We start from the raw sequence: 25,827 nt of genomic DNA on the forward strand, positions 1-25,827 counted from the left end.
TCCGAGGCCTGCTTTTCAGTCCCCGGGGCGGGGAAAGAGAAGGGCTCGCACCCATCCGATCACGGAGTTCCCGCGGAGTTGATCCCGATCGATGATATCGAATTCCCGGGCCAGCTGGCCGGGATTTGAGAGCCATTCGCCCCGGGTACGGAGCTTGGTGTCGGGGTCGAGGTACTTGACGACACGTGCCGGGTTGCCCACGGCGATGGCGTTTGCCGGGATATCCGAGGCCACCACGGCTCCGGCGCCGATGATGCTGTTTTTTCCCACGCGCACCCCTTTGCAGATGATGGCGCTGTCCCCCACCCAGACGTTCTCTTCCAGAATCACCGGGCAGGTCTTGCCGATGGGCAGGCTGCGGTCGTAGATCCCGTGCCAGTCCGAGTCGGTGATGTAGGCGCCGCTGGCGATCATGCAGCTCTCGCCGATGGTGATCTCCGAGGCGGCCAGGATGCGTACCCCCGGACAGACCAGGCAGTAGTCGCCGATGGTGATGCCTTTGACGTCGGGGTCGGCGGACCAGACGGTGAGGCGCACCTTTCGGTCCGGTGCGGCGATGACCGTGGGGTAGGAGCCGATGCGGACGGGGCCGCCGAAGAGTTCCAGGTGCCAGGGTTTCATATAGGCGCCGCCCCGGCCCATGAAGTCGAGCTGGGGGCGGATGTATCGGTTTGCATAGTATTTCTGAAACAGGATGTAGAGGCGTTTCAGCCAATAGGGTCTGTGGTCTTTTTTCACGTCAAACGTCCCGGCGCAGTGTGGGGTTGATTCTATTCGGTTACAGGCATTCGGCAAGGCTCTCGCCTGCCAGGGCCTCGTGGGATGCCCAGAAGTCATGGGAGAAGAGCCGCCCGGCCGGGGTCAGGTCAAAAAGGGCGTCGGCCGCCATGAGCATCACACCGTTGGTCCACGAGAGCTTCTCTTCGGGCCAGATCACCATGTCCGGGAAGGTGTAGCCGCACCAGTAGGAGCCGTCGTCAAATCGGGAGTCCTTGATCCAGTCAAAGATGATCTCTGCCTTGTCCCTGTGGCCCATGGCGGACAGGGCGAGGATGAACTCGGCGGTCTCGGCAACGGTAACCCAGGGCTCGTCGGAGACGCACCGCACCCCCTGGCCCTCTACGACGAATTTTTTCCAGTATTTGTCCAGCCGCTTCTGGGCCTCGGCCCCGGTGAGGGCGCCGGAGAGGATGGGGTAGAACCAGTCCATGGAGAAGCGGGACTTGGTGACGTTGAAGGAGTGGGGCCGGGTGCGGATGGCTTCCCGAACGCGGCGGAGGCCTTCGGACCAGCTGGGCATGTCGTGGCCCAGCTCGCGGGCGATGGCCAGCCCGCACTTGAGGCTCATGAAAATGGAGCTGGAGCCCGTAAGCAGGGCCATGGGGTCCACTTCCCCGTCCGGGCTGGTTGCCCAGTGGATCTCACCGCCGGGTGCCTGCAGGGAGAGGGCAAAGTCGAGGCCCCGTTTCAGGGTGGGCCAGTAATCGGCGAGGAACTGACGGTCCTTTGTAATAAGGAAATGGTGGTAAACCCCCACGGCCACATAGCTGCTCATGTTGGAGTCGTGGGTTTGGTCCTCGGGCACACCTTTCTTATAGGAGGCATACCAGCTTCCGTCGTCCAGCTGCATGGCGGCCAGCCAGGCAAAGGCCTTGCGCGCCTCAGCGATGTGGCCGCCCACGGACAGGCCCATGGCCGATTCCACGTGATCCCAGGGGTCGGTCTTGTCTCCGTCGCTCCAGGGAATCTCGCCCGAGGGGAGTTGGGTCCGGACGATGGAGGCTGCCACCGATTCCAGATCCAGGGTCGCCACCCTGTCCTTGTCCAATCTTTTAAACTCCATGAACGCCACCTCACTTTCCCAGCTCATCTGCTCTGCAAAGGGGTTCCGGTCGGGTCCGGGTCCCTCAGATCAGGGTGTTGTACCGATTGGTAAAATATACCGATGATGTTTAGCAGAAGGGGGTGTCGGAATCAAGGGGGAACTTGGATATCCGGATTGAAGTGGGAGGGTTACCCGGGGTTTCTTTGTCCGGGAAGCGGTTGTTGAATGATGTTTCATTCACCTGGTATCATTGACTTAAATGGTATGTATACAAAGTATGTGCCGAAGCGATTAAAAGGGAGAAAAAAACTTGTAAAAGGTCATATATTAAGGCCTATGCATGTCCTGGTAAGAGGCAATTGAAAGAGACTTGTTTTCTCTTGACATACAAATAATCGGTCTGTTACAACATTCACTGTCAATATATAAATTGAACGATCATTCATTTCATGGCGTGATTGTAATTTATTATGCACAGGAGGGAATTATGAGTAGAAAAATCAGAAAAGCTGCAGTGATCGGGTCCGGGATCATGGGCGGCGGCATCGCAGCTCTCTTGGCTGCTGCAGGCGTGAAGGTGCTCCTTTTGGACATCGTCCCCTTTGACCTCACCGATGAGGAAAAGAACGACCCTGCGGCACGTAACCGCATGGTAGACAACGGTCTGAAAGCCACTCTGGCTGCCAAGCCGTCTCTGTTCATGACCAAGAAGGACGCTGCTCTCATCGAGACCGGCAACCTGACCGACGACTTCGACAAGCTCGCCGATTGCGACTGGATCTGCGAAGTGGTTGTAGAGAACCTGAAGATCAAGCAGGAACTCTTCGCTCGTATCGACAAGGTGAGAAAAGCCGATGCCATCATCAGCTCCAACACCTCCGGTATTCCCCTTGCCAAGATCTCTGACGGCCTCTCCGCAGGTTTCAAAGAGCACTTCCTCGGCACTCACTTCTTCAACCCCGTCCGCTACATGCACCTTCTGGAGCTCATCCCCGGAGCGGAGACCAAGCAGGAAGTCCTCGACTTCATCGCCAACTTCGGCGAAGTATACCTTGGTAAAGGGATTGTCTGGGCCAAGGATACCCCCAACTTCATCGGTAACCGTATCGGTATCCAGGGCATCGGCCGCGTACTCCAGGCCGTTGTTGAAGACGACATCACCATGGCCGAAGCCGACGCACTGCTCGGTCCCGCAATGGGTCGTCCCCGTACCGCCATCTTCGGCACCGCCGACATGGTAGGTCTCGACACCATGGTTCACGTCGCCGACAACTCCTACGAGCTCTGCCCCGACGACGAAATGCGCGACACCGTTGTTGTCCCCGACTTCGTTAAGAAGATGCTCGCCGACAACAAGCTGGGCAACAAGACCAAGGAAGGCTTCTACAAGAAAGGCCGTGACGAGAACGGCAAGCGCTTCAAGAAGCAGCTTGACCCCGCCACCGGCGAGTACATCGACATCGAGAAGCCCTCTTTCCCCTGCCTGGACGCTGCCAAAAAGGCCGCTACCCCCGCAGAGAAGATGCAGGCCATCGTGTACGGCGACGACAAAGGCGCCAAGTTTGTCTGGAAGTGCACCGCCAACGCCATGACTTACTGTGGCAACCGCATTCCCGAGATTGCCGACTCCCTGGTTGAGATCGACAACGCCATGAAGTGGGGCTACGGCTGGGATGTAGGTCCCTTCGAAGCCTGGGATGCCATCGGCGTACGCAAGTCCGTTGAGAAGATGGAAGCCGAAGGGCTCCCCGTCTCCGCCAAAGTAAAAGCCATGCTCGACGCAGGCGTTGAGAGCTTCTACCGCGTAGAAAAGGGTATTCCCCAGTACTACGATTTCGACAAGGCTGCTTACGTAGACGTACCCCTGTCAGCTTCCGCTCTGTCCCTGGCTGCTGCCAAGGCAGACGGCAAAGTGGCTCTCTCTTGCCCCTCTGCTTCTCTCGTTGACATCGGTGACGGCGTTTACTGCCTCGAGTTCACCACCAAGATGAACGCCCTCAACGGCGAAATCATCGACTTCATGGGCGGCGCCCTGGATTACGTAGATGAGCACGGTGTAGGCCTTGTTATCGGTAACCAGGCCGGTGGCATGCCCGGTGCGTTCTCCGCCGGTGCAGACCTCGCCTTCGTTCTCAAGAAAGCAGAAGACAAGGCTTACGACGAGCTCGACGCCTTCCTCGAAAAAGGCCAGATGGGTATGCTCCGCGGCCTGTACTCTTCCTTCCCCGTTGTGGCTGCCCCCTACGGCATGACCCTCGGCGGCGGTTGCGAAGTGTGCCTCTCTGCTGACAAGATCGTTGCCCACTCCGAGCTGTACATGGGCCTCGTTGAGATCGGTGTTGGCCTCCTGCCCGCAGGCGGCGGTTGCCTTAACCTCTGGAAGAAGTACATCACCTCTCTTCCCGCAGGTACCGACAAAGACACCGACCTTGCCAAGCTCTTCATCCCCACCTTCATGAAGATCGCCATGGCGGCAGTCTCCATGAGTGCTGCAGGCGCCGTTGCAAACGGTCACCTCTCTCCCACCAAGGACCGCATCGTCATGAACCGCGATCTCCTCATCGGCGAAGCCAAGAAAGAGGTCCTGCGTATGGTGGAAGACGGATACGCACCCCCCATGAAGAAGAAAGTCCGCGTCATCGGCCGCGAAGGTTACGGCATGGTCAACGCAGAGATCTTCAACATGCTCAACGGTGGGTTCCTGTCAGAGCATGACGCCATGCTGGCCAAGCGTATCGCCTACGTTATCGCAGGCGGCGACGTGAAGTCCGGCACCGAAGTGAGCGAAGAAGCCATTCTCAAGCTCGAGCGTGAAGCCTTCATCGACTTCCTCAAGGAAGAGAAGAGCGTTGCCCGTATCGCGCACATGCTGAAAACCGGCAAACCTCTCCGTAACTAATAGCCGGGTTGGCCAATAGCCTTACGTTCAATTTCGATGCCTGTGAAGAGTACATGCATCACGCCGTGACGCACAGGGCGGGTCGCCCGCCCTGTGCCTCACTCCGGCGGATGCAGGAAAAGAGGGCATCAGGAAAATGGAGGAATAGAACATGAGAGATGCATACATCGTCCAGTCAGTGAGAACGCCTGGTTGTAAGAATAAGAGGGGTCAGTTCAAGGAGACCCGTCCTGAGGACCTCCTCTCCTTTATCATGAAGTCTTGTGTCGAAAAAGCAGGGGTTGATCCCCTCGAGATCGACGACGTCATGTGCGGTTGCGCCTTCCCCGAAGGTGAGCAGGGCCTTAACGTTGCCCGTGTCGCAGCCCAGATGGCTGGCTTCCCCGACGAAGTGTCCGGTGCCACCGTGAACCGCTTCTGTGCTTCCGGCATCGAAGCCATCGCCCTGGCCTCCCTTCGTATCCAGGCCGGTTGGTCTGATCTCACCATGGGTGCCGGTCTTGAGTCCATGACCTACGTTCCCATGGGTGGTCACACTCCCCGCCCTCACCCTGAATTCTCCGCAGTCAAGCCCGAGGCTTACATCTCCATGGGTGTAACTGCTGAGAACGTGGCTGACCGTTACGGCATCACCCGTCAGGAGTGCGATGAGTTCGCAGTTCGCTCCGTAAACAAGGCGGTTGAAGCTCAGGAGAAAGGCTACTTCACCGAGATCGTACCCGTTCCCGCATACAAATTTGTTGAGCAGGCTGACGGTACCTTCAAGAAAGAGACCTTCATGGTCGAAAAAGACGACGGCGTTCGCGCCGGCACCACCGTTGAAGGGATCGCTCGACTGAACTCCCCCTTCAAAGCCGGTGGCGTGGCTACCGCAGCCAACTCTTCCCAGACCACTGACGGCGCTGCCGCTACCCTCCTTGCCAGCAAGGAAGCATGCGAGCGTCTCGGCCTCAAGCCCCTTGCAAAGCTCGTGACTTACGCCGTAGCCGGTTGCAAGTCCGACGAAATGGGTGTTGGTCCCAAGTACGCCATTCCCAAGGCTCTGAAAAAAGCTGGCCTTAAGGTTGAAGACATCGACGTCATCGAGCTTAACGAAGCTTTTGCTACCCAGTCCCTGCACTGCATCAAAGAGCTGGGCCTCGACGAGTCCAAGATCAACCTCAACGGCGGCGCCATCGCCCTGGGTCACCCCCTGGGTTGTACCGGTGCCAAGCTCACCGCTACCCTCATTGCCAACCTGGAGCGTACCGGTGGCAAGTACGGTATCGTCTCCATGTGTATCGGCGGCGGTATGGGCGCATGCGCCATCTTCGAAAGGGTTGAAGGCTTCTAATTGATGCCTCCCTTCAGGGAGATCCGTTGATTGCAAGTTATAAGGGCCGTCTCGCTTGTGCGAGGCGGCCCTTTTTTTTATCTGATTTAAGGTATGGCGTGTGGCGGGCTTTTACCCGCGGGCGTGGGGACAGCGGTGCTTTTTGGATTTTTCTTCGATCATGGCCCCCAGCATCTTGATGATGTCTCGCCAGCTGATGATGCCCACGGGCCGGTTGTCGTCGTCCACAACCGGGATGCAGGTGATGGTCTCGGTGTTGAACAGGCGCACGGCATCCCGCACCGAAGCATTCCGGGGCAGGGTGATGGGCTCGCGGCTCATCACCTGGTGCACCTTCTTGTTCAGGGTGGCCCGGTCTTCCTGAGTTTCTGCGGCAGTGCCCAGGTTCGGGCTGAGGGCCTTGAGCAGGGCCCGGTCGGAGAGGACGCCGTAGAGGCGTTTGTTCTCCACCACCAGCAGGTTGTGAAAGGCCACGTTGGCAAAGATATCCCGGACGACCCGCAGGGTGTCGTCGAGTTCCACGGTGACGATTCGCTTGGACATGATCTCTGAAATGTTCATGGGCCGCCCTTCCTTCGGTATCAACGTTTCCTTATCTTGCTTTTCCTTAGTTTAGGCCTGGGCTCCTGTATCTGTCAATGACTCCCGTAGCACATGCGCCGGAGCTTACCTGCGGGTGACGCAGAAGGTCACGTCACGGGATCGGTGGGCATCGCTGTCGGGCAAGAGCCCGTCATGGCAGCTGATGTTTCGGAACCCCCGGGCCGACAGCAGGCGGTGGAGCGTTTCGTGGGAGAAGGTATGGGTCCAGAAGCGGTAGGTATCCACCGAGCCGGATTCATCCGCCACGATATGCTGGCTGAGGCATACCCCTTGCTCTTCATAGCAAAAGGACCGGGACAGGGCGAGGTAGGGCCGGTCCCTCCAGAATCCCTTGTCCGAAGCTTCCCATTGCGGCTCGGGAAGGGTGGCGAGAACTCCTTCGTTCATGACGTCAAAGACAAAGACCCCGCCCGGCACCAGGGCCCGGTGGATCTTTGCAAGGAGGCGGTTCTGCTGTGAAGGTGTCAGGACCCCAAAATCACAAAAGATCATGATGATGAGGTCGTATCGGCTGTCATGGTCCAGCTCCAGGTAGTTTTGGTTCAGGTAGGAGATCTCCAGCCCGCTTCTCCGGGCCGCTTGCCGGGCATATTTGATGGAGGTGGCGGAGATGTCCATTCCGGTGAGCCTGTGGCCGAGTCGGGCCAGCTTGTCGCAGTAGAGGCCGGGGCCGCAGCCCAGGTCCAGAATGTTAAGGGGTTTGTCCGGGGCCTGACCCAGAATCCAGTTTACCGTGTCCGTGATGGTCGACTCTTTTCTGCTTGCGAGGTCTGTGGCCTGGCTCAGGTGGGTTTCAAGGAGCCGGGCCCCGATGTACGGGTCGTCCCACATGGTGGCTGTAGCAGGGGCGTAGAGTTCGGGCTTTTTGGATGCGTCGATGAGTTGCTTGATGTTCATGAAAACCTCATGGTCCGGCCGTCCTTTGACGGAGCGGTGCCGGAATTGTCTTATGTTGAAGATGACATACGGTGCAGGAGGGGCGGCGCGTAAAAAAAAGGCGGGGGCTCTGTCGCAAAGGCGCACCTCACCGGTCCCGGGCCTTGGCCACCGCGCGTCCCAAATAGAGAGAAGGGGATATGTCTTAGATGGTTTTCATGATCCGCTGACTATAAATGTGGTGGATGGACATGTCAATCTCTTGTATGGTTGGTGCGTTATTTATCCCCTTAATGTATGAACAGCCCCGTTAGGAGAGAGAGTTCATGACGGTGACCACGGATTTGAATCAACAGCCGGAATCGGTAATGGACGATGAAGAGATGAGCTCCTGCTGCCTGGGGAACCTGGTGGTGATTATCAACACCAGGGGGGCCATTCCCACGGCCAAGGGGACCTACCCGGCGCGTTTCGGGCTCTATGGCGAGATCCGGAGCCGGGAGTTTGCCTTTCACTTCAACCCCACCGGAGAGATCCGCTACATGCGCGGTCTGACGCGGGCCTGGCCCCATCCCTGGGAGTGGCTGAAGCGGAGCTGGGGCAACGACTGGGTTTACTACTCCGTGGGGCTGGACAGGGGCCAGGGCCGGGTGAAGGACTGGGTGGGGGAGGACTACCTGCCCTGCCTCTCCTACGAGAGCAACGCCATCCGGGAGGTGACCCCGTACACGGAGCCGGGCATTGCCCGGGCTTTTTCCGCCTGGTCCCAGGTCTACGGGACCCTCTGCACCACCTCCCTTGAGGGGCTGGCCCCTGAGATGCGCGCCTTTGTGGAGGGGGTCATCGAGGCCAACGACGACTCGGCCCTGATCCGGCGGGCCGAAGACCTGCACCGCATCATCGGCGGCCGGGTGAGCGTTTTGCCCCCGGACACCCGCCATGCGGACTACGAGGTGATTCCCCTGAACATCGCCGACGGTTGCCTCTACAAGTGCCGCTTCTGCTCGGTGAAATCCCGGGCACCCTTTGCCCCCAGGAGCGACGAGGAGATCACCGCCCAGATCGAGGCCCTGAAGGGGTACTACGGCTCAAGCCTCCAAAATTTTAACGCCCTGTTCCTGGGAGACCACGACGCCCTGGCCGCGGGTGGAGAGCGGGTGGCCCACGCTGCGCAGACCGCCTGTGAGGCCTTTGGCTTCGGACCATCCAAAGGGGGCCCTCCCTCGGTGTTTCTCTTCGGGAGCTGCGCCTCGTTTTCCAAGGCCGGGGAGGAGACCTTCAAGGCCCTTGAGGCGTTGCCCTGCACCGTTTACATCAACCTGGGCCTGGAGTCTGCGGACGACGACACCCTGAAGATGCTCGGCAAGCCCATTACCGCGGCCATGGTCACCGAGGCCCTGCACAAAATGGTGGCGGTGAACGCCCGCTACCCGTCGGTGAACGTCACCGCCAATTTTCTTCTGGGCACCACTTTTTCCAAGGCCCATCACGCGTCCATCATGGCGCTTCTGGGGTCGGTTTCCCGGGAAGAGGGGGCCAAGGGCTGCGTCTATCTTTCGCCCCTGGTGGAGACCCAGCGCCGCGAAGAGGTGCTGCCCATGTTCCACGAGATCAAGGAAGCAAGCGGGCTTCCCGCCTATGTTTACCTGATCCAGAGACTTTAAATTAGGACGCATCGCACCTTTTCATACCCTCTCAGGAATGCTATATAATGCGCCGTCTGAAACAATAATTTCATCCAAACAACCCGTGACGTATCATCCCCATCGGAGCCCAGCATGCACGAATTGATCATGATCCATATCTACGGCCAGGACAAGCCCGGCCTTGCCGCACAAATGACAGGTATTCTGGCTGAATACGATGTGGAGATCCTGGACATGGGCCAGACCGTGATCCACGATAATCTCTCATTGGGTATTCTCATTCGGATTCCTGTCAAGCATGAGGCGGCACCCATCGTCAAAGAGGTGCTTTTTGCGGCCCACGATCTGGACATCAACGTAAAATTTCGGCCCATCTCCGATGCCCGATACCGGGACTGGGTGGCGGCCTCCGGCAAGAAGCGGTACATCGTGACCCTTCTGGGCCGCAAGGTCACGGCCGTGCACATGGCCGAGGTGACCCGGGTCCTGGCCGAGAGCGGGCTCAACATCAACGGGGTGACCCGTTTGTCCGGCCGCATGCCCCTGACCGACGTGGAGAAGACCGAAAAGCCCGTCTGCATCGAACTCTCCCTGCGCGGCACCCCCGACGAGCTGGAGGGAATCCGCAAAAAATTCCTGGAGATCACCTCTCGCCTGGGCATCGACATCGCCCTGCAGGAGGAGACCCCCTACAGGCGAAATCGCCGCATGGTGGCCTTTGACATGGATTCCACCCTCATCCAGGCCGAGGTCATCGACGAATTGGCTGCCGAAGCCGGAGTAGGGGAGAAGGTGGCCGCCATCACCGAATCGGCCATGCGGGGCGAAATCGATTTCAAGGAGAGCTTGCGGCGCAGGCTGGGGCTTCTGGAAGGGCTCTCAGAAGAGAGCATGCAGAAAGTGGCCGAGCGAATCCCCATGACCGACGGGGCCGAGCGCCTCATCGCCAACCTCCGCCAGTTCGGCTACAAGACCGCCATCCTCTCCGGGGGCTTTACCTATTTCGGCCGGATCCTCCAGAAAAAGCTGGGCGTGGACTACGTCTACGCCAACGAGCTGGAGATCAAGGAGGGCAAACTCACCGGCAAGGTGGTGGGGGACATCGTGGATGCCGCCAAAAAGGCCGAACTCCTCCAGATGCTCGCCAAAAAAGAGGAGATCAACCTCCAGCAGGTTATTGCCGTGGGTGACGGGGCCAACGACCTGCCCATGCTGAACCTGGCAGGCCTCGGCATCGCCTTCCACGCCAAACCCGTGGTGAAACAGGGCGCCCGCCAGTCCATCTCCACCCTTGGCCTCGACAGTATTTTGTATCTGGTGGGCGTTAGAGATCGGGATACCCTTATCTGATCCGCCCCGACGAAACACGTGAACAAGAGGCCCCGTCGCTTTGATGTGCTACAAAAGCGGCGGGGTTTTTTATTATATAACGGGTATGGGAGGGCCTTTATGCTGCATCGGTTGACCACCGGTGGCCATTCACGGGATACTCGTTGATTGCAAGCTTTTCCCCCCCTATCACACCGATGAGAAAGGAGAGAAACCATGCAGTACAGGCATGTTCCGCAAACGGGCGACAGGCTGTCCGCCCTGGGGTTCGGGGCCATGCGCCTGCCCATGACCGAAGAGGGACAGGTGGATGAGGACCGGGCCATCCGGCAGATCCGGTCTGCCGTGGACAGCGGCGTCAACTATCTGGATACGGCCTGGCCTTACCACGGCGGCCAGAGCGAGACCATCCTGGGCCGTGCCCTGAAAGACGGCTACCGGGACAAGGTGAAGGTCGCCACCAAGCTGCCCTCCTGGTTGGTCAACACCCGCGGGGAGATGGACACGTACCTGAACACCCAGCTGGACAAGCTCGGGGTGGACTGCATCGATTATTACCTTCTCCATGCCCTGGACGGCAAAAGCTGGGACAAGCTGGAGAGCCTGGGTGTTATCGATTTCATGGATACGGCCCTTGCCGATGGCAGAATCAAGAACGCAGGGTTCTCATTCCACGGCAGCGTGGAGGATTTCAAATGCATTGTGGACGCCTACCCCTGGACCTTTTGCCAGATCCAGTACAATTTTCTGGACCAGGAGAACCAGGCCGGCACCGAAGGTCTGGAATACGCGGCCGCAAAGAACCTGGGTGTGATCATCATGGAGCCCTTGCGGGGCGGGAACTTAGGGGCCCCCGAGGCGCCTCCGGCCATCCAAAAGATCTGGGACGAGGCGCCGGTCTCCCGCACGCCCGTGGCCTGGGCCCTGCAGTGGGTCTGGAACCGCCCCGAGGTGACGGTGGTCCTTTCGGGCATGAACGACGAAGCCCACATCAAGGAGAACCTTGCCATCGCAGAGATCGCCCTGCCCGGTTCCCTGACCCCGGAAGAGTGCGAGCTGGTGAACCGGGTGGCCGACACCTACCATGAGATCATGCGCGTGGGCTGCACCGGCTGCGGGTACTGCATGCCCTGCCCGGTCGGGGTCATGATCCCTGCGGCCTTTGAAGTGTTCAACAAGGTGCACCTGTTCGGAAAGAAAGAGGAAGGAAAGTTTCTCTACGCCCTTCGCCTGGGCGGCGTCCTGAGGCCCGGCGGCACGGGCTACGCCTCCCAGTGCGTCCAGTGCGGGGAGTGCCTGGATAAATGCCCCCAGCACATCGACATCCCCGAAGTCCTCTCCGAGCTGGTGGACGAGCTGGAAGACGAGCACCTGCCAGAGCGTCTGGCCGCGGCCAGGAAGATGATGGGGTTGAAATCGGCTGATTAAAGCGACCTGTGGCGATAAGCCGAAGATGCGTAGGATGGGCAAAGGCAAGGCCGTAGCCGTTGGCATGGCGGTGGTTTTGGCGCCGTGCCCATCGCGTATGAAATAAAGATGGGCACGCTCCGCTTTGCCCATCCTACGGATGTCACAGGGCGGCCGTGGTGGATATGCCGAAGGTGCGTAGGATGGGCAAAGGCAAGGCCGTAGCCGTTGGCATGGCGATTCTCTTGGTGCCGTGCCCATCGCGTGTAGTGACGGTGACCATGTCGGGATGTTATGGATTTTGGGTGGTGCGGGTTCACCGAGCAAAGATGGGCACGCTTCGCTTTGCCCATCCTACGGATGTCACAGGGCGACCGTGGTGGATATGCCGAAGGTGCGTAGGATGGGCAAAGGCCAATCCGAACCCGTTGGGATGGGGACGGTCTTGGCGCCGTGCCCATCATGTCCGGGGGAACCATGGACGCCGGCGTTTGCCTAAGCTGCCTTGGCTTCCCTGGTGCGGGGTGACCGGATGCGGTGCCACAGGTTCAGGAGCTGCACGGCGGTGATGGCGGCGATGAGCCTGGGGATCCAGAGCCAGAACGCGCCGATGCCCAGGGGAAGAAAGAGGGCGGGGTCTTCGATCATGGCGTGGTTGATACCGATGGAGAGGTGGAGCTGGGTAAGCTCATGGTCGGTGAAGGCGTTCTCCTTGGTCTCTTCCACGATGACGGCGGCCCCGTAGGAGAGGCCGAAGAGGGTGGCGGTGAGCCAGAGGATGCCCATTTTCCTGTCCACGCCCATGACGGACATAAAGGGCCCCAGGGGGCGCAGGATCACGGGGATGGCCCCTCCGGCCTTCATGATCTGGAGGGCCACCATGATGGTCATGATAATGGCCAGGATCTTGGCGGCCAGGGCGGCGGTTGCAATGGCCCACGCCCTGGCAAGGGGGGCAAAGGCCCCTTTGGAAGCTGCGGCAAGGCCTGCGCCTGCGGGCACAACATCCGGCGGGTTCAGCACCAGGGCGCAGATGGCCACGGTGATGACCGAGGTGGTGAGGCGCAGGAGGGTGGCTTTCACCGGGTTAAGACCGGCCTGTCCCTGGATGGCGCTCTCCTGGATCAGGTTGTGGCTGACGAGGAGGAATATGGCCACCAGGGTCATGTGTTCCGGGGCCATGGGCAGTACGAGCATGGCGGCAACAGCCCCGTAGATGCCGGTGAGCAGGCCAATGATCAGGGGCAGGGCCGCCACCGGGGGCAGTGAGAGAAGCCCCATCACCGGGGAGAGGATAAAATCGAGTTTTGTGATGATGCCGGTGTAGTCCAGCACCAGGGTAAAAAAGGAGATGGGGACGAGGATCTTCATCATCCAGAGAAACCCGAACCATCCCTTGGCGACGCCCTCCCGGGCGGCTTGCGCAACTGTTGCCCTGCTTATCATGCTATCCAACCTTGACTGCGATGCTCCGTTGTTTACTCTTCCTGGCTCTCCACGACAACCACCTTCAAGGACATCCCCTGAAAGGTAACCACGTCGTTGTTGTAGACTTTCTTGGCCTTGCGGGTTTCCACCTGGCCGTTGAGTTCCACCAGCCCTTCGGAGATGACGAATTTTGCCTCGCCCCCGCCCCCGACCCAGTTGGCGAGTTTGATGACTTTAAAGAGTTCGATGGGCTCTTGTCTGATGGCGATGAGGTCTGTCATGGTTTGTTCTCCTTATATGTGTGGGGTGCCGATTTCGCAACGGCACCTGGGTGTGTATACGGATTCTCCGTAGAGCAGACGAAATACACGAAATGTTACCAAAAGAACAGAGGAAAACAGGGCGAACCCATTCATTTCCTACCACCCGTTGACGCGGTGCCATGTGTCCACGACCTCTCCGGCGTCATCCACCACATGGTAGCGGTCGTACATGGCCCCTGTGGCGCAGGCGTGGTTGGGCAGGATTCGGACCATGGACCCGATGCCGCAGGATGCCCAGGGGATCTCTTTGTCTTCTCTGTGGGAAACGATGCCGTGCTCCTGGTTGGCACCGGAGACGATGAGGTCGCTTAAGGGGGCTCCGTCCACACCGCAGACCCTTCCGTAGCCCTGGTCCAGGGCTTGGGCTGCCGTGCCCCTGTCCCGGGACATGGCCATCCAGCCCGCGTCGGTGATGACCCAGCCCTTTCGCTTCTGGTGGCCGATGACCGAGGCCAGGACCGAGACGGCAATATCCTCTTCCTTGCACACCCCGAGACCCGCCATCACAAGATCATAGAACATGTAGACCCCGGCCCTCACCTCGGTGACGCCTGTGAGGTCTTCGGCAAAGTTGGAGGTGGGGGTGGAACCCACGCTCACCACGGGGCAGGGGAGACCGGATGCTCGCAAGGCTTCGGCACAGGCCACGGCCATGGATCGTTCCTGCTCTGCCATGGCGCGGATCGCCTCGGTGGAGCGGCACTGGTAAGACTCCCCTGCGTGGGTGAGCACGCCTTTGAGGGAGACCCCGTGCTCGTTATGGAGCAGGGTGCCGATGGCAATAAGATCGTCCCCTTCCAGTGTGATGCCGGACCGGTGCCCGTCGCAATCCAGCTCGATGAGGGCCGGAACCGTGACCCCGTGCTCCGCGGCAGCCTCGGCCACGAACCGCACCTGCTCGGCAGAATCCAGGAGCACGGTGATCTCCGCGCCTTTGTCCATGAGACGAAAGATCCGGGGCAGCTTCACCGGGGCAATGCCCACGGCGTAGACGATGTCCGTGATGCCCTTTTCGAAATAGTATTCCGCCTCTTTCAGGGTGGAGACCGTGATGCCGCCTTCCTGCCCTTCCAGGGCCATGGTCATGACATCGATGTTTTTGGCGGTCTTGCCGTGGGGCCTCAGGTTCACCCCCAGGGCCTTCATGCGCGCGCTCAGATTTCGGATGTTCTTCTGCAGCTTGGCCTTGTCCAGAATCAGGCAAGGGGTTTCCAGTGTCGTCAGATGCATTGGTTTTGTCTCCATGTGACCCGTGTTTCTAACCATTGTCTCGTTCCCAGGCTCCGCCTGGGAATGCTCCTCGGAGGCTCTGCCTCCATGTTGATGTCGCCTGAGCCTGGGTGTGTCAACCCGCGTTCGCTTTTACTTTCAGGCAAGGCAGAGCCTTGCGCCCGACACTCCCAGGCAGAGCCTGGGAGCGAAGCAAACAAGCTTTACGGGCGTAGCCCGTCCGCAAATGAGGAGGGGCTTTAGCCCCGGAGCATTTGCAAACCTGGGGTCCAGGGGATCATCCCCTGGCCGTCGGAGGCGCTTTTTTTATTCGGAAACCATCTGCGCCTCGTAAAACGGCGTGGTCTTGATGCCCGTGCCCGTCAAGATCACCACGGTCTTTTCGTCTGCTTTGATGGTTCCCGCTTTCAGGAGCTGGGTAAAGGCCGCTGCCGCGTGGGCGCTGGTGGGCTCGGTGTAGAGGCCGATGCGGGCAAGGGCGAGGCTTGTTTTGATGATCTCCTCTTCGGGGATGGCCACGGTGCCGCCGTTGCTTTCCCGCAGGGCCGCCAGGATCTGCTTCATACGGATGGGGCGCTTGATGGCCGTGCCCTCGGCCACGGTGGGGGCAAAGTCGGTCTCCACGTACTCCTCGGCACCGGCCTGGAAGCTGGCGTGCACCGGGGCGCAGTGGGCGGGCTGGGAGAGAAAAATGCGGGGCATCTTTTTAATCTCCCTTGCGGCCATGAGTTCTTTGAAGGCGATATAGCATCCCAGGGCGTTGCTTCCGGCCCCGCCGGGGATTACGATGTTGTCCGGCAGTGAAAAGTTAAAATCTTCCCAGATCTCGTAGCCCAGGGTCTTGGTGCCCTGGAGGAAGAAGGGGTGCCAGTTGTGGCTGGCGTAGAATATCTCGGAAGACTTTTCGATGGCCGCTGCTTCGGTGGCCTCCCTGGGGCCGGGGACCAGCACCACCTCGGCGCCGTAGGCCCGTACCTGAGCGATCTTGGACGGGGAGGTAGACTCGGGCACGCAGATGCAGGTGGAGAGTCCCCCTGCGGCCCCGTACCCGGCAACGGAGCAGCCCCCGTTGCCGGAGCTGTCTTCCAGCACCGAGGTGATGCCCTGGGCCTTGAGCATGGAGAGCATCACCGAGGTGCCGCGATCCTTGAAGGAGCCCGTGGGGGCGAACCACTCCAGCTTGAACGAGCAGGACGCCCCGCCGAATGTTTTGGTGACGAGGGGGGTGCACCCTTCGCCCATGGTGATGGGCTCTTTGACCTCAAAGGGAAAGGCTGCCCGGTATCGCCAGATGGAGCGAACCGAGGTGTCGATCTGTTCGCGCGTGATGCCGGGAAGCTCGGTGAGCATCAGGGGGCCGCCCGAAGGGGCTCTCCAGATGGGTTCGTTAATGGGAAAGGTCTCGCTGGTTTTGGGATCGATGTATCGTGCCATGCTGTGTCCTCGGTGAGGGTTGTTTTATGCCTCCGGCGGGTCGCTTTTTTGAAAAAAAGCTCCGCAAAAAATTTTCCTGGTTTGAATCTCGCAGGAGCCTCGAACGTCAGAGCAAAAGCCTGTTTGTTTAACGTTTTAAGCGTTTTACTCGTTTTGTGGAGGCAGAGCCTCCATGCATCATTCCCAGGCGGAGCCTGGGAACGAAAGATATCCGGTCTCAGGGTATTGCCTCTGCCCCTCGGTGTTGAGCAACGCTGCCTTGGGCGGCAAGGGTGGTTTGGAGCGCCGCACTCCTGTGCGGCACGGGTAATGACGGACTAAAATGCCGCACCGGAGTGCGGCGCTCCGTTTCGGTGGATTTTTCCCGGTTTTTTATAGGTTGCGTGCCAAACCATAGCCAAGAAGAACCAGAGCGATTTGTTTGCTAAATAGCTGCTATTGCCTCCAGCTCCACATGGAACCCGAAGTGCAGCTCACCGTGGGTTGGCACCACGGAGCGGGCGGGCTTGTGGTCGCCGAAGAACTCGGCGTAGACGCGGTTCACCTGGTCCCAGAGGGCGATGTCCGAGATGTAGAGGGTGGTTTTGAGAACCTTGTCCTTGCTGCTGCCCGCTTCTTTGAGAACCAGCTCCAGGTTGGTGAGGACCTGGAGGGTCTCCTCTTCAATGGTTGCTTTTCTTTTTTCTCCGGTCTCGGCATCAAAGGCCAGCTGCCCGGAGGTGTAGATCATGCCGTTGTGGACGATGGCCTGGCTGTAGTGACCGGCCGGTTTCAGGGCGTTGTCTGTGGTGATGGTGTCCATGGGGTTACCTTGCCTTGTTTTTTTTGATTTCATCTAAGTAGCTGTAGACCGTGACCTTGGAGATGCCCAGCCGGGCCGCCACCTTGTCCATGGCTCCTTTGATGAGGAAAATGCCTTTGCTCTCCATGAAGGCGATGAGCCGGATTTTTTCTTTTTTCTTCATGGCGGCTGTGTCTGCCTGGGCGATGATTTTTTCGATGAGGTCGTCCACGATCTCCACCACGTTCTCCACGGGGGCCGATGCCGGGGCCTCGGGCTCTGCTTCCACGGGCAGGAAGTCGTCGAGAAAAGCCTTGATGGGCCCCATGGCCGAGAGGTCGTAGTTGATGCACAGGGCGCCGATGACTTCGCCTGTGGCGTCCCGGATCAGGGCGGTGGAAGATTTGATCTCCCGGCCGTCCTCGGTGACGGTTTTGTAGTTGGCGGTCATGTCCCCTTTGAACTGCTTCGAAAGGAGCACCTGCTTGATCAGGTGGTCAAAGGACTGGCCCACCTGTCGTCCGGTGACGTGGTTGTTGACGGCATAGATCACCGAGTTCTGGGGCATGGAGAGGTCGTGAATGACCACCTCGCAGTGCTTTCCAAACGTGCTGGCGATCATGTCGGCGACGGGGATGTACGATCTCAGTCGGGTGTCCGGGCTCTGCATGGGAATCCTGGGGTTTTGATTAAGATTGAAATATAAAAAATTCTATAAATTGGTTTTTTGTCATGATTTATGGGTTTATTGTATAAAAAATTATACAAAAGGCAATAAAAAAATATATGGGAGAGGTGGGGAAGGGGTGCCTCACGCCTGTGCGGCTTTTTTGGGGCGGCGTGGCGTATGCCGCACGGAGTGCGGCGCTCCAAAAGGTTGGGTAATGGCCTGGAGCGGGAGATGCCACGCCTTATGTGTTTGGACATCGCGTGGGGCGGCATGAAATATGGAGCGCCGCACTCCTGTGCGGCTTTTTTGGGGGCGTGGCGTATGCCGCACGGAGTGCGGCGCTCCACAGGGTGGGGCAATGGTCTGAACGGAAGATGCCACGCCTTATGTGTTTGGACATCGCGTGGGGCGGCATGAAATATGGAGCGCCGCACTCCTGTGCGGCTTTTTCGGGGGGCGTGGCGTATGCCGCACGGAGTGCGACGCTCCAAAAGATGGGGTAATGGCCTGGAACGGAAGATGCCACGCCTTATGTGGCTGGGTATCGCGTGGGGCGACATGAAAGGTGGAGCGCCGCACTGCTGTGCGGCTTTTTCGGGGGACGTGGCACATGCCGCACCGGAGTGCGGCATGCCAAAACAAGAGAATTTTATTTAATCCCCTTCATAAACTCCGGACTGATAAAGGCGGGGTCCGGGTAGCTGTAGAACCCTTTCTGGGTTTTGACGCCCAGGTCTCCTGCGTCCACGTAGGCTTTGACGAACTCGCCGTTTTTCTGGCTCTGGGGATCTTTGGTAACCTGGGCCCAGTAATCCGTTACTTTCCAGATGGTCTCAAGGCCGATGGCGTCCATGATGCCGAAGGGGCCCACAGCGGTTTTCATGATGCCCATCCAAGCGCGGTCGATGTCTTCCACAGAGGCCACCTTGCGGCTGGCAAGGGTGAGGGCGGAGCCGAAGAGCTGGGAGAGCATGGTGTTGAACACATAGCCGTGCTGCTCTTTTTTGAGTTCGATGGGGTATTGCTCAATCTGAAAGACGAACTCGCGGACAGCCGCAAGGGTTTCCTCAGAGGTGCCGGGGTGGGGCATGATGTCCACGATGTTGGTGATGCGCACGTCGTGGAAGTGAAGGGCCACGAAGCGGTCGGGCCGCCCGGTGTGCTCGGCGATCATGGAGGGCACCAGGGTGGAGGTGTTGGTGGTGAAGAGGGTGTGTTCCGGGCAGATGGCGTGCAGGGAGGCAAAGACCGAGGCTTTGAGCCTGGGGTCTTCGGGCACGGACTCGCTCACCAGGTCCGCGTCTTTTCCTGCCTCGGCAAGGTCGGTTGTGGTGCGGATGCGGGCCATGGCCACTTTGGCTGCTTCCGGGCTCACACGGCCCCCGGCCTCCATGGCTTTGCCGATTTTTTCCATGGTGGTGAGGGCCTTGGCCAGCGCATCTTCGCTGGTGTCGTAGAGGGTCACGTCCAGGCCGCACGCCGCGCACTGGTACCCGATCTGCTGGCCCATGGTTCCTGCCCCGACAATCAACACGCGTTCTACCTTCTTCATCCGTCTCTCCTTAAAGTGGGGTGTATTGAGATGGTCCTGCCGTCGGCATCGCAGTGCGGTGGCGCGGCGTAGGAAAAAATCAGGCAACAAGCATGCCATATGGCGAAAGGCCCGTTTGGCGGGGCTCTTGTTTCGTGAGAGGATCGCATCCGCGATATGTCGCAGTTTACTTCCTTTTTATTGTGTGGTTCTGCGATATATCAATGGTTACGCGGGGCCGGGCGATAGCACCTGGTGGAGCGCCGCACTCCTGTGCGGCTTTTTTCGTGTCCCGTGGCTATGCCGCACTGGAGTGCGGCGCTCCATATCTTATGGTTCCACGGAGTCTCCGTAGACCTGGGGCGCTGCTTTAAGGCGACATTGCCCCTAAAGCCGGATTCATTTACTCTGCTTTTATTTTCAATTTTACGTGTCGTGGTACCCCGGGCCGGGCGATAGCGCCTGGTGGAGCGCCGCACTCCCGTGGGGCTTTTATCGTGTCCTGTGGTTATGCCGCACTGGAGTGCGGCGCTCCATTTTTTATGGCTCCACGGAGTCTCCGTAGACCTGGGCGCTGCTTTAAGGCGACATTGCCCCTAAAGCCGGATTCATTTACTCTGCTTTTACTTTGAATCTTACGTGTCTTGGTACCCCGAGCCGGGCGACAGCACCTGGTGGAGCGCCGCACTCCCGTGCCGTTTTTTTCGTGTCCCGTGGCTATGCCGCACAGGAGTGCGGCGCTCCATATTTTATGGCTCCACGGAGTCTCCGTAGACCTGGGGCGCTGCTTTAAGGCGACATTGCCCCTAAAGCCGGGTTCATTTACTCTGCTTTTACTTTGAATCTTACGTGTCGTGGTACCCCGGGCCGGGCGATAGCGCATGGTGGAGCGCCGCACTTCCGTGCGGCTTTTTTCGTGTCCCGTGACTATGCCGCACAGGAGTGCGGCGCTCCATTTTCCTGATCATTATCCGTTTGAATGGTTGTTTTCTCATGAAATATACGGGCTAAAGGTCAGTGCGCCCGGACATAAGCTTCCAACTCAGCATGCCACTGATCGGGATCGCATGTGCCGGGGGCTGTGGGCTGGCCGAAAAGCAAATTCACCAAATGGTGCGGGGTCTTCCCCCCGTTGTGTATGGATTTGATGCACGATACGCAGTAGACCACCACGTCTTCTTCGGGCATCTGATCCGCTCTCTGCGTCATTTTTTCAATGATTTTATCTGTTGGCAGCACGCCCCAGGCACTGTCCCCGCAGCAGATGCTTTTGTTTTTGATTCTTTCGGCTTCCCTGACCTGGATGTTCATTTTTTCAAGCAGGGAGCGCACGGCCCCATGGACCCTGTTCTCCGTTCGCACAGGGCATGGGTCAAGCACAGACATGGATGCGCCTTTGTGGTCCGGGAAGGCCCAGAAATCTTCTTTATCAAGAATTTCCCAAAGGGATATCGTGGTGCAGTCCGGGTAATTTTCCCTGTAGCGTTTGTCGCACCCCGCACAGACATTTATCACGGTGGTGCCGGGGGACAGTTTCGGAGAATTCCTGCAACAGGTATCAAGCCGCTGGGTGGGCCCCATGTGTTGATTCAGAAGGGTCAAGATGCGGTCCGCCGCCCCGGGGTTTTCAATGGCCAGCGCGCATCCTGGCGCAAATACGGTATTCATGGCTTCTTCCTTTTTTCGGTCACGTGGTTGTGTGGTCTGGCCATGATCTACCATGCGCCAAAAAGAATTGCTGGCGATTATCGGAGGCGGCATTGAAATGATTCAGCTCTCCTGAAGCGGCCTTCGGCGGCAAGGTCTGCGACCATGAAAGCGGGTTGCGCAAGCGTGCCCTTATGTGGATTTGACATGTTGCCGACGGTGTAGGGGATGTGAGGTAGGGTGCGCTTGCGCACCGTCGATAAATCGGAACGGCCACGAAAACCCATGTACGGGTGTCCTACGCGCAGCTTAGACCTGGCAAAAGAGATGGGATTTCCGAACACATGGTGCGCAAGCACACCCTACAGGATGTTACAGACTATCCGGGTTAATGCTCTGTCGCGTGCCACTCTTCATACCCCCCTTCAAGGTTGAAGGCGGTGGGGAGCCCTGCCATGGTGTGGGCCAACCAGGCCCAGCCCGAGCGGATCCCGCCGGTGCAGTAGTAGACCACGGGTTTGTCCAGGGGGACTTTTTTCTTGGCAAGAAGGGCGTTCATGGCCCCGGGGGAGATGGGGGTGCGGGAGTTTTTATCGACCATCTTTTTCCAGGAGATGTGGACGGCCCCGGGGATATGGCCGGTGAGCCACTCCGCGAAGGAGCGGGTGTCCACCAGGGTGTAGGTGTCCGGGTTGTTCCGAAGATCCTCGGCCGTGATAAAGACGGTGGCATCTGGGGTCGGTGTGTACAGAGTCCTTAAGGGGGTATCCTGAAGCCCTTCGGGTTGCTCCTTTAAGGGAAGGTTCTTATCGATCCAGCCGGGCATGCCTCCGTCCAGGAGGTAAACCGGGCCCTGATGGCCGATCCACTCCAGGAACCAGGCGATCCAGCCTTCGCCGCCCCAGGACTTGTCTGCATCGCCGGTGATGACGATGGGCGACGTCGCCTGGATACCCAATGCTCCTAAGGCTTCGGCCATCTCTTTGGGGGGAAAGGTTCTGTAAGGTATCTTTTGGTCATCGGTTTTTGTATACTCTTCCCAGTTAAAGGAGAAGGAACCCGGGATGTGCCCTTTGGCCCACGCCTTTTTCGGCCGGGCATCCAGGATAACGGGTTTTTCCTCCATGGTATCCAACGAGCCCGGGGTGATCCGTTCCACCGCCCCTGCGGGCACTCCAACGACACACACCGAGACTACCAACATGAGAATGGGTATGAGAGTCGCAAGTCTCTTTTGCATCTGTCTTGCCTCCTGGATGGGTTTGCTCTTTTGCAGCCGCCCCTTTGCCATGGGTATATTCATGGCGGCTGCCTGCGTTCAGGGGGGATTGGTTTATGCGAATGCCCGTCTGGCCGAGTCCGGCACCTGGCCTTTGAAGGCCTCGACCCTTCTGGTCGTCGCCCTGTTGCTTCGGCTGCCCTTTGTGGTGTCTCCCCCTGTGTTGTCGGACGATATCTACAGGTACCTCTTTGACGGGATGGTCCAGGTAGAAGGGGAGAGCCCCTATGCACGGTCTCCCGAGCATTACGCATCACTGCTTATGCCCGGCCGTGACGAATCCGCTGCAGAGACTATTCTGGCTGAGCTGGCCACAAAGGTCAACCACCCCACGCTGGTGACCCTCTATCCCCCTGCGGCCCAGTTTTTCTTTCGCTTTTCCGCTCCCTTGGGCATGGCCGGGATGAAGGCCCTGCTGGTGGCCGCAGATCTTGCGGTGATTGTCCTGTTTCTCACGGCCTCCGGCCGGGGAGGACCACCGCTTCACAGGGTGATCCTTTACGCCTGGAATCCCCTGGTGGTCTGGGAGATCGCCTGGTCCGGCCACATCGATGCCCTGGCCCTTCCCTTTCTTCTGGCCGCCACCCTGCTGATCTCCACGGCCAGGGGCCAGAAAAGGGCGATTTGGGCTGGGGGCCTTTTTGCCGTGGCCGTGTGGGTGAAGCTGATCCCGGCCATGTTCGCCCCTTTTCTGCTCCTTGCCGCAGGCAGGCGGGCAGGGTGGGCGACCCTTGGCGGGGCCGTGGTGTCCGTTTTTCTGGTGGTGCCCTATCTGCCCCAGGCCGCCCACGCCCTGGAGACCCTTCGGGTGTACGGCACTACCTGGGAGTTTTCCGGGTTTCTCTTTCGCACGGTGCGGGACGTAACCGGCATGAACGGCGTGGCCCGTCTGACCATGGCAGCCCTTTTGGCCTGCGCTTTCTCCGGGCTGCTTTACCGTCAGGTTCGGTCCCCCTCATCCCCCGGCTTTTTCATGGGATGGGCGGCCTTTGCCTGGCTCCTTGTCACCCCCACCCTGCACCCCTGGTACGGCCTCTACCTGGCCATGTGCCTGCCCTTGATGGGGGCAGGCCGCGTGGGCGTTGCCCCGGCCTACCTCATGACCCTGACCCCCCTTCTGGGGTATGATGTGCTTACGGACTACCTGTCCGCCGGGGTCTGGTCCGAAGGGGCCTGGATTCCTTTCTGGATTTTCAGTGTGCCGGTGTGCGCTCTGCTGGTGGCATGGTGGAAGGGCAAAACCAACGCATGATTTTGGTATTGATGCTGTAAAAAACGCCTCCGGCGGCAAGGTGGGGGCACCTTGAAACCCTATGGCGAATGCATGGATTCCGTCGTTATGCATACTCTATCAAGGCACTCGCGTGACGTGTGACATACGGCGACGGGCGGTGATGTGCCGAAAATACGTAGGATGGGCAAAGGCAAAGCCGAACCCGTGGGGATGGCCACGGCCTTGGTGCCGTGCCCATCGCCTGAGCCACCATGGTGGCAGTGATGACACCGCCTGTAGGGTACACTCTGTGCACCATGCCCGGGTCACCCAGGGCTTCGATGTTACAGATGCCTTCGAGATATGCCGGGCTTTGATGTCGGTGCACGGAGAGCACCCTACCTTTGCCATGCAGGCCGAAGCCAAGCGAGGGTGAAATCGTTTTAATAATTAGCTTTCAAGGTGGCTCACCTTGCCGCCGGAGGCATCGTTTTTTGCTGTTTTATCCCCTAACTCGATCACAGAGGGCCTTTTATGAGCGATTTGCTGTTTCACGCGATGTATCTCCTTCACCTGATATCCGTGGTCCTGGTGGCCCTGTATGGTGTGCACCGGCTGGTTCTTTTGCGGGAGTGGCTTGGTGTGCGGCGCCGGAGAGGCGGCGTGGCACCTGTGCCGGACGAGGTGCCCATGGTGACGGTGCAGCTTCCCCTGTACAACGAAGAGGCCGTGGCCGAGCGGTTGATTGCGGCGGCAGGGGCTCTCTCCTGGCCTTTGGATCGCCTGGAGATCCAGGTGCTGGACGACTCCACGGACGGAACCCGGGAGGTGGTGGATCAGGGCGTGGCCCGGCTGACGGCGCGCGGGGTGACGGCCTCGGTGCTGAGGCGGCCCAGCCGCAAGGGGTACAAGGCAGGGGCCCTGGCAGCAGGCCTTGAAAAGGCCCGGGGCGACTACATTGCCGTGTTTGACGCCGACTTTGTCCCGCCTTCGGATTTTCTGCTGAAGACCATGCCCCGGTTTACGTCACCGGGCATCGGCATGGTCCAGGCGCGATGGGGGTTTTTAAACGATGAATCCTCTCTGGTCACCGGGGTCCAGGCCCTGACCCTGTCCGCACATTTTGATATCGAGCACGCCACCCGGCATGCGGGGGGGCGCTTTTTCAACTTCAACGGAACGGCCGGGGTGTGGCGCAAAGAGGCCATCATCGGGGCAGGGGGCTGGCGTGCGGACACCCTCACAGAAGACCTTGATTTAAGCTACAGGGCCCAGATGGCCGGGTGGCGGCTTTCCTATTACGGAGAGTGCGTGGTGCCTTCCGAACTGCCGCCCACCCTCACGGACTTTATCTCCCAGCAGCAGCGATGGACCAAGGGGGCCAGCCAGACCGCGGTGAAGGTGTTGCCCCGTCTTCTCAGCACGGCCTTGCCCCGGCGGGTGAAGGTGGAGGCGATCTTTCATCTGTTGGGGGGCCTGGGCTGGGTGGCAGGGGCTGTTGCCACGGTGACCCTCTGGCCCGCCCTTATGGTCCACGGCACGCGGGCCGCGTCCCTGGCCTGGATCCCCGGGGTGGCCGCCCTCACCGGAAGCTGCGGGGCCATCCTCTTTTACTACACGGTGTATGCCTTTACAGAGCCCCGCACCCGGCATCTTGTGCGCTACGTGCCCATGATCCCCCTGGTCTGCATCGGGGTGGCCCCGTTTCTGGCCCGGGCAGCGGTGCAGGGGTTCTTCCAGAGCCACGGGGAGTTTAAGCGAACTCCCAAGTACGGAACCTCCAAAGACACCGCAACCCGGGAGACCGCCGGTGCAGGCCGTGCCACCTTCGGCAGGGCCATGGTGGCCTTTGTCCTTTTGGTGGCAACGGCGTTTCCCATGCTCTTTGCCCTGGACACCCTGGCCCTGTACGCCATTCCCCTGGCCCTGGCCGTGCCTGCGGGCTATCTCCTTACCGGGGCCATCCTGGCCCGGGAGAGCCGGTTCGCGGGGGAATGCGCGCCTTCGTCCCTGGATCCGTTCGCCAGGTAGAAAACCTTCTCTGCGGATATTCGGTTTATGCAAGGGGAAAGCCGGTTTACACAGAGGGTGGCTCCGGGTATAATGCAGGCCTTTTGTGATTATTCAGCGATGCCTTTGGCGGGCCGCTTTTGCAAAAAAGCGCCTTAAAAACGTTCCGGTTACCCGGCTTTCCTCTGCGCCCACAGGTCGCGATGCAGGGACGGGACGCACGGGAATGCGGCCGCTGCGTTGGCAGTGGTCATTAACTACCTGTTTGCCGGATGATTTAAACAGGGCTGCCGAAGGCGACGTCAGGCTGAACAGTTACCCCTATGTTACGACGGATTGACCGAGTTATATAGCAAGAGACAA

At 59.4% G+C, this 25,827-nt stretch carries 20 protein-coding genes; 7 read left to right on the plus strand and 13 right to left on the minus strand.

Going from position 1 to position 25,827, the window contains the following annotated elements; genetic code table 11:
* Window positions 1–15 precede the first annotated feature (15 nt).
* Both ACOYW0_RS13225 and ACOYW0_RS13230 read right to left on the minus strand, forming a co-directional pair.
* The gene (locus ACOYW0_RS13225; RefSeq protein WP_482414341.1) at window positions 16–738 is read right to left on the minus strand and encodes an acyltransferase; all 723 of its coding nucleotides are present in this window, start codon (window positions 736–738) and stop codon (window positions 16–18) included.
* Between the two features lie 40 nt (window positions 739–778).
* Window positions 779–1,843: a prenyltransferase/squalene oxidase repeat-containing protein gene (locus tag ACOYW0_RS13230; protein WP_482414342.1), complete on the minus strand. Its 1,065-nt coding sequence runs from the start codon at window positions 1,841–1,843 to the stop codon at window positions 779–781.
* A 469-nt stretch (window positions 1,844–2,312) separates the two neighbouring features.
* Here ACOYW0_RS13230 and ACOYW0_RS13235 point away from each other — a divergent pair, with 469 nt between their 5' ends.
* On the plus strand, window positions 2,313–4,724 hold the full coding sequence (locus ACOYW0_RS13235) for a 3-hydroxyacyl-CoA dehydrogenase/enoyl-CoA hydratase family protein (RefSeq protein WP_180138897.1): 2,412 nt from the start codon (window positions 2,313–2,315) through the stop codon (window positions 4,722–4,724).
* 151 nt (window positions 4,725–4,875) lie between these two features.
* Entirely contained in the window at window positions 4,876–6,057 is a 1,182-nt protein-coding gene (locus ACOYW0_RS13240) for a thiolase family protein (protein WP_482414343.1), read from the plus strand.
* Window positions 6,058–6,168: 111 nt separating this feature from the next.
* Here the strand turns inward: ACOYW0_RS13240 and ACOYW0_RS13245 are convergent, their stop codons facing one another.
* Window positions 6,169–6,618 carry a CBS domain-containing protein gene (locus ACOYW0_RS13245; RefSeq protein ID WP_482414344.1) on the minus strand — a complete coding sequence of 150 codons (450 nt, stop codon included), beginning with the start codon at window positions 6,616–6,618 and terminating at the stop codon, window positions 6,169–6,171.
* 105 nt (window positions 6,619–6,723) lie between these two features.
* Window positions 6,724–7,557, minus strand: coding sequence for a class I SAM-dependent methyltransferase (locus ACOYW0_RS13250; RefSeq protein ID WP_482414345.1), 834 nt, complete (start codon window positions 7,555–7,557; stop codon window positions 6,724–6,726).
* Between the two features lie 305 nt (window positions 7,558–7,862).
* Between ACOYW0_RS13250 and ACOYW0_RS13255 the strand changes: the two genes are divergently transcribed.
* The 3 genes from ACOYW0_RS13255 to ACOYW0_RS13265 all read left to right on the plus strand — a co-directional run bounded on the left by ACOYW0_RS13255 (window position 7,863) and on the right by ACOYW0_RS13265 (window position 11,939).
* Window positions 7,863–9,200, plus strand: coding sequence for a radical SAM protein (locus tag ACOYW0_RS13255; protein ID WP_482414346.1), 1,338 nt, complete (start codon window positions 7,863–7,865; stop codon window positions 9,198–9,200).
* A gap of 114 nt (window positions 9,201–9,314) precedes the next feature.
* Entirely contained in the window at window positions 9,315–10,532 is a 1,218-nt protein-coding gene (gene serB / locus ACOYW0_RS13260; RefSeq protein ID WP_482414347.1) for a phosphoserine phosphatase SerB, read from the plus strand.
* Window positions 10,533–10,727: 195 nt separating this feature from the next.
* Complete coding sequence (locus tag ACOYW0_RS13265; RefSeq protein WP_482414348.1) at window positions 10,728–11,939, plus strand: aldo/keto reductase; 1,212 nt, start codon at window positions 10,728–10,730, stop codon at window positions 11,937–11,939.
* 474 nt (window positions 11,940–12,413) lie between these two features.
* On the opposite strand, the gene ACOYW0_RS13270 is transcribed toward ACOYW0_RS13265, so the two are convergent.
* The 9 genes from ACOYW0_RS13270 to ACOYW0_RS13310 form a co-directional block, all read right to left on the minus strand.
* Window positions 12,414–13,364, minus strand: coding sequence for an iron transporter (locus ACOYW0_RS13270; RefSeq protein WP_482414349.1), 951 nt, complete (start codon window positions 13,362–13,364; stop codon window positions 12,414–12,416).
* 32 nt (window positions 13,365–13,396) lie between these two features.
* Window positions 13,397–13,627 carry an RNA-binding S4 domain-containing protein gene (locus tag ACOYW0_RS13275; protein ID WP_482414350.1) on the minus strand — a complete coding sequence of 77 codons (231 nt, stop codon included), beginning with the start codon at window positions 13,625–13,627 and terminating at the stop codon, window positions 13,397–13,399.
* A gap of 138 nt (window positions 13,628–13,765) precedes the next feature.
* Entirely contained in the window at window positions 13,766–14,899 is a 1,134-nt protein-coding gene (locus tag ACOYW0_RS13280) for a DSD1 family PLP-dependent enzyme (RefSeq protein ID WP_482414351.1), read from the minus strand.
* Window positions 14,900–15,205: 306 nt separating this feature from the next.
* Window positions 15,206–16,333: a threonine synthase gene (locus tag ACOYW0_RS13285; protein ID WP_482414352.1), complete on the minus strand. Its 1,128-nt coding sequence runs from the start codon at window positions 16,331–16,333 to the stop codon at window positions 15,206–15,208.
* Window positions 16,334–16,757: 424 nt separating this feature from the next.
* Window positions 16,758–17,135, minus strand: a complete 378-nt coding sequence (locus tag ACOYW0_RS13290; RefSeq protein ID WP_482414353.1) for a RidA family protein — start codon at window positions 17,133–17,135, stop codon at window positions 16,758–16,760.
* Window positions 17,136–17,139: 4 nt separating this feature from the next.
* Window positions 17,140–17,784 carry a helix-turn-helix transcriptional regulator gene (locus tag ACOYW0_RS13295; protein WP_482414354.1) on the minus strand — a complete coding sequence of 215 codons (645 nt, stop codon included), beginning with the start codon at window positions 17,782–17,784 and terminating at the stop codon, window positions 17,140–17,142.
* 649 nt (window positions 17,785–18,433) lie between these two features.
* Window positions 18,434–19,336, minus strand: a complete 903-nt coding sequence (locus ACOYW0_RS13300; protein ID WP_482414355.1) for a 3-hydroxyacyl-CoA dehydrogenase — start codon at window positions 19,334–19,336, stop codon at window positions 18,434–18,436.
* A gap of 993 nt (window positions 19,337–20,329) precedes the next feature.
* Window positions 20,330–21,076, minus strand: a complete 747-nt coding sequence (locus ACOYW0_RS13305) for a hypothetical protein (RefSeq protein WP_482414356.1) — start codon at window positions 21,074–21,076, stop codon at window positions 20,330–20,332.
* A 274-nt stretch (window positions 21,077–21,350) separates the two neighbouring features.
* Complete coding sequence (locus ACOYW0_RS13310) at window positions 21,351–22,202, minus strand: sulfurtransferase (RefSeq protein ID WP_482414357.1); 852 nt, start codon at window positions 22,200–22,202, stop codon at window positions 21,351–21,353.
* On the opposite strand from ACOYW0_RS13310, the gene ACOYW0_RS13315 reads away from it, so the two are divergent.
* On the plus strand, window positions 22,177–23,493 hold the full coding sequence (locus tag ACOYW0_RS13315) for an MptA/MptB family glycosyltransferase (protein WP_482414358.1): 1,317 nt from the start codon (window positions 22,177–22,179) through the stop codon (window positions 23,491–23,493). The genes ACOYW0_RS13310 and ACOYW0_RS13315 overlap by 26 nt on opposite strands.
* Window positions 23,494–23,988: 495 nt before the next feature.
* Window positions 23,989–25,485, plus strand: coding sequence for a glycosyltransferase (locus ACOYW0_RS13320; RefSeq protein WP_482414359.1), 1,497 nt, complete (start codon window positions 23,989–23,991; stop codon window positions 25,483–25,485).
* Window positions 25,486–25,827: the final 342 nt, after the last annotated feature.

The sequence above is a fragment of the Desulfoluna sp. HI9BLuna genome (genome assembly GCF_056829775.1).